Origin of the sequence: uncultured Candidatus Puniceispirillum sp. (assembly GCF_963979125.1) — a bacterium.
Taxonomy (GTDB): Bacteria; Pseudomonadota; Alphaproteobacteria; order Puniceispirillales; family Puniceispirillaceae; genus Puniceispirillum.
Genome location: NZ_CAXBVX010000135.1, coordinates 1 through 4,213, shown reverse-complemented (window position 1 = coordinate 4,213; position 4,213 = coordinate 1). Strand labels below are relative to the sequence as shown.

Below are 4,213 nucleotides of genomic sequence, written 5' to 3'. Positions count from 1 at the left end.
TTCAGTGATCAGGTTTCAGTGATCAGGTTTCAGTGATCAGGTTTCAGTGATCAGGCGGTTTTTTTGCCGCGCTTGCGCAACGCCGGCAACAGCAATGTCAGCAGGGTTGCAAGCACTAATATGATCGCCTGCGGCCGTTCCATAATCAGGCCGACAAGATTATTATCCGAGATCAGCAATGATTGATGGAATGACCGTTCAGCCGTTTCACCAAGCACCAACGCGATCACCAAAGTCAGGCGCGGATAATCGAACCGGATCATAAGATAGCCGAAAATCCCCATGATAAGCGCCAGCAAGACATCGCCGGGTTTGCCTTGCAACACATAAACACCGGTCAGCGAAATTGTTACCACGAGTGGCACCAGAATATTCACATTTACAAAGGTGATGCGCACCAACCAGCGGGCCGTAAGCAACCCAATTACCGACGCACCGACCGCCGACAATGTCAGCGCCACGATCAATCCGTAAATTTCTCTTTCATTTTGCAGCAATAGTGATGGTCCGGGCTCAATGCCGTGCAGTACCAGAATACCAAGAAAGACTGCTGTTTCCGCACTGCCCGGAATCCCAAACGCAACCGTTGGCACAAGCGAGCCACCATCTTTGGCGTTATTTGCACTTTCCGGCGCAATCACGCCAACGATATTGCCCTTACCAAAACTGGACGGATCACGCGATGACTGCACAGTTGACGTATAGGCAATGAATGACGCGACCGTACCGCCAAGACCCGGAATCGCACCAATAATCGTACCAATTACCGAACCACGAACCATCACGGTCCAATGTTTAAAGACAGCGGCGGCGCCTTGCCAAATGCCCGAAATGCTGGCGATCGTTGTGTTGCTTGAAACAACCGACCCACCTTTTAGCGCAAGCTCGATCATCTGGCTGATCGCAAATAGCCCGGTTAGTGTCGGCACTAGCGGGATGCCATCCCACAAATAATCTGTATCGAGGGTAAATCTTGTCGCACCAGAAATTGTATCGACACCAACAAAGGCAAACATCAATCCAAAACCACCAGCGATCAGCCCCCGAAGCAGCTTGCCCCGTGACGATACCGCAATGGCAACCAGACCAAGCACGGTCAGCAACAAAAATTCGACAGGGCCAAACAGCAGGACAATTTCTTTTGCTAATGGAATAAATAGGATCAGGGTAAACAGGCCTAACAACCCCCCCATTGCGGATGCGGTTGCCGATGCGCCAATGGCCTGACCTGCGCGGCCTTGCTGGGCCATCGGATATCCATCAAAAGTCGTCGCGGCGTTTGGTGCCGTTCCCGGGGTATTTAGCAAAATGGCGGTAATTGAACCACCAAAGGAAGTTGCCCCCATGACGCCGCCAGCGAGATACATTGCATCCAGCGATTCCATGCTATACGTAATCGGGATAAGCAAGGCTAATGCCGTTGTGCCGCCTAGCCCCGGGATCATCCCAAAGCACAGCCCCAACAAAACACCAATAAAGACAAACATAACCGAGCCGCTTGTCAGCACACCCAGAAAAGCCTGCAAAACAACATCAACGCCCATGCCAGACATCCATAAAATTTGAAGAAAGCCGAATCAGGGTAAGGCCTAGCTACTGCCCTACCCTGATAGATCGTTAATTTGCCAGAATAGACTTATATTTTGTGTAGAAATCTGACAGGTCTTTCATAAGAACGGTCGCGGCCTCGCCATCAATTGGATCCAGCGGCTTTTTTGTCTTCTTTGACCATTCTTGAACTGCCGGAGAATTGGCAGCGCGCATCAATGCATCAGATAGTTTGTCAGCAATCTCTTTCGGCAATCCGGGAGGGGCACCAACAATCCGATAAAGGGTCAATTTTTCAAACGCGTCATGGCCAAGATCACGCGATGATGGGACGCCTTCGAGGCTAGCCTTGTTCTCAAAGGTTACAATGAATTTCATATCGCCTGATGCAACATATTTGCGAAGCGATGATATTGGCTTCAGCGTCGCGTCAACCTCACCCCGCATCACGGCGATGATGGTCTGGCTTGATCCCTTATAGCCGGTCACGTTCTGGATCGGGCAATCAATCAACGACATTGCAATTTTAGCGGTCACTGATGATGTTGATGACGGGCCGGTATCCGACAGCTTTGCCGGACGGCCAAGCGCACAAAGATCGGCCAGCGAATTGATCGGCGAGTCAGCCTTTACCGCAATCGCATAGGTTGATTTTGCCAGATTGCCAATCCATGTCGTATCTTCCAGATTATAGGATACTTTCTTTCCGAGCATTTGCGGAACGGTCAGGCCCGGCACGTTAAAGATACCGATTGTATAGCCATCAGGAGCAGACCGATAAACGGTCGCAGCACCTTTTTGCCCGCCAGCACCCGGAATATTTTCTGGAACCACTTCAACCCCAAGAATTTTTTCCATTTCCGGTGCAACCGCGCGGACATAGACATCAAAGCCACCGCCGGTGCTGTAAGGCACAACAAATTTAATTGGTTTTTCTGGCCAGTCCGCAGCTGCAGAGCCGACACCAACGAACATTGCAGCGGCAAGCGACAATGACGCGAGGATTCTTTTTGACATTTTTTTCTCCCTAACCTGCCGGCTGTTTTTGAAACAATTTTACAATGCCGACTAACCTAATTAGCCTACTTTTTTATGTTACTAACTCCTAATAAAAACAGTGATCCGATGCCAAATATTTTCAGCAGTCAATGGGAACCATTTTTGTCTGAACAGGACATGGAAATCCTGCGTGTGAGCCATTACGGCCGCAAGCTGCCCCTGCCAAAACGACCCGCATTAGTTGTTATTGATATGACCTATGATTTTTGTGGTGCGCCCGGTATGGATGCTGTTTCGGCAGCAACTGAACGGCGCACTGCTTGTGGACCATCGGCCTGGCAGGCGGTGCCTCTTATCGCACGGGTATTGACCGCAGCAAGACAGGCAAAAATGCCCATTGCCTATAGTCGGCGCAGCGCAATGCGGCTCCGTCGAAAAAGCCCAAAAACGGCGCGTGCCACTGAAGACGCAAAACCATTTTCTGCGGCTGAGGATGGTAACAGCATCATCACCGAGCTTGCCCCAGACACGCCAGATTTAGTGTTTGGCAAAGGCGCGCCAAGTATATTTTTTGAAACCGAATTTCCGGCATGGTTTACCGGTCATGAATGCGACGGATTATTTATCGTGGGATGCACGACATCGGGGTGTGTTCGTGCCAGCGCCGTTGATGCATTCAGCCGCCAGATCAATAGTTTCATTATTGCAGATGCGGTTTTTGACCGGTTTTCGGCATCGCATAAAATTGCTTTGTTTGACTGTCAGGCGAAATACGCCGATTTGATCAGCACCGCCGATTTCGAGTCCCATTGCCGCTAAGTTTGGCAGATTACCAAGCGTCAAAGCCGCGTGGGTCAAAAAGCGCCCCACGATAGAGGTTATATTGAAGCAGAATTTCGAAAACCGCGACCACGAATAGCAGGCTGCCAATGCTGGCAAGGACCGAATTGCGCCAGCTTTGTTTGCCCTGATAACGCATATACACCAATACAAAAACAAAAACACTTGGCAAGATTCCGATAAACATCATCAGACCAACACACAAGACCATCCAAAGCAGCATCACGACCTCAGCGCTGATCGCCGGATTATGCTTCATTTCCCGGTTGCTGAAATCAGCCCCCAGCCAATGCCCAATCTTTTGCGCAAATGGGCTGGTACCGCGTGCCAAAAAGTCGAACACACATAACAACGCCGTGATTGCCGCAACAAGAAATGGCATCATCCGCGGAATTTCGGCCAGATCATTGCTCCAGATTGCAAACCCAGCAGATAATATGAACAGCGTGATCGGCACCAATGGCGACCGGACTAAAGCTGGTGTCTGGCTGGATTCGGTCATGGCATTACTCCGACGGGAAAATGAGAGATTTAATAACCACAGGGGCGGAACCGGTTGATCTTATAACATCACCGATATCGATGAAATCGAAATTTGAAACCTCAATTCCATCAATCGAAATGATCGGACCGGCAAAGCCTTCTTCAACCCGAAAATGAATTCCCAACAGACCCGCAATATCACCGCGAACAACCAGTATCAGCGGATGCCCGCGCCCGATGACTGTTTCAAGACCACCAAGAACGGCACGGGCAAACCCCCGAAGCCTTGCAAAACTTGCCGAGCCTTGCCACGGTACCGCAAGCGCAACTGGCTGATCCGGAT

At 50.4% G+C, this 4,213-nt stretch carries 5 protein-coding genes; 1 reads left to right on the top strand and 4 read right to left on the bottom strand.

Features of this window, described 5'->3' with window-relative positions; all coding sequences use genetic code 11:
* Window positions 1-50 precede the first annotated feature (50 nt).
* Together ABNT28_RS10245 and ABNT28_RS10240 are read right to left on the bottom strand one after the other, a co-directional pair.
* Complete coding sequence (locus tag ABNT28_RS10245) at window positions 51-1,544, bottom strand: tripartite tricarboxylate transporter permease (RefSeq protein WP_348721528.1); 1,494 nt, start codon at window positions 1,542-1,544, stop codon at window positions 51-53.
* A 73-nt stretch (window positions 1,545-1,617) separates the two neighbouring features.
* Window positions 1,618-2,565: a tripartite tricarboxylate transporter substrate binding protein gene (locus ABNT28_RS10240; RefSeq protein ID WP_348721527.1), complete on the bottom strand. Its 948-nt coding sequence runs from the start codon at window positions 2,563-2,565 to the stop codon at window positions 1,618-1,620.
* A 108-nt stretch (window positions 2,566-2,673) separates the two neighbouring features.
* Here ABNT28_RS10240 and ABNT28_RS10235 point away from each other — a divergent pair, with 108 nt between their 5' ends.
* Window positions 2,674-3,366 carry an isochorismatase family cysteine hydrolase gene (locus ABNT28_RS10235; protein ID WP_348721526.1) on the top strand — a complete coding sequence of 231 codons (693 nt, stop codon included), beginning with the start codon at window positions 2,674-2,676 and terminating at the stop codon, window positions 3,364-3,366.
* A 10-nt stretch (window positions 3,367-3,376) separates the two neighbouring features.
* Here ABNT28_RS10235 and ABNT28_RS10230 read toward each other — a convergent pair whose 3' ends face one another.
* Window positions 3,377-3,889, bottom strand: a complete 513-nt coding sequence (locus ABNT28_RS10230) for a tripartite tricarboxylate transporter TctB family protein (RefSeq protein ID WP_348721525.1) — start codon at window positions 3,887-3,889, stop codon at window positions 3,377-3,379.
* A gap of 4 nt (window positions 3,890-3,893) precedes the next feature.
* Window positions 3,894-4,213, bottom strand: a 320-nt coding sequence (locus ABNT28_RS10225) for an ethanolamine ammonia-lyase reactivating factor EutA (RefSeq protein ID WP_348721524.1), incomplete at its 5' end; no start/stop codon positions are given.

Coding starts and splice junctions, on each gene's coding strand:
- ABNT28_RS10245 (WP_348721528.1), bottom strand. CDS start 1,544: ATGGGCGTTGATGTTGTTTTGCAGGCTTTTCTGGGTGTGCTGACAAGC.
- ABNT28_RS10240 (WP_348721527.1), bottom strand. CDS start 2,565: ATGTCAAAAAGAATCCTCGCGTCATTGTCGCTTGCCGCTGCAATGTTC.
- ABNT28_RS10235 (WP_348721526.1), top strand. CDS start 2,674: ATGCCAAATATTTTCAGCAGTCAATGGGAACCATTTTTGTCTGAACAG.
- ABNT28_RS10230 (WP_348721525.1), bottom strand. CDS start 3,889: ATGACCGAATCCAGCCAGACACCAGCTTTAGTCCGGTCGCCATTGGTG.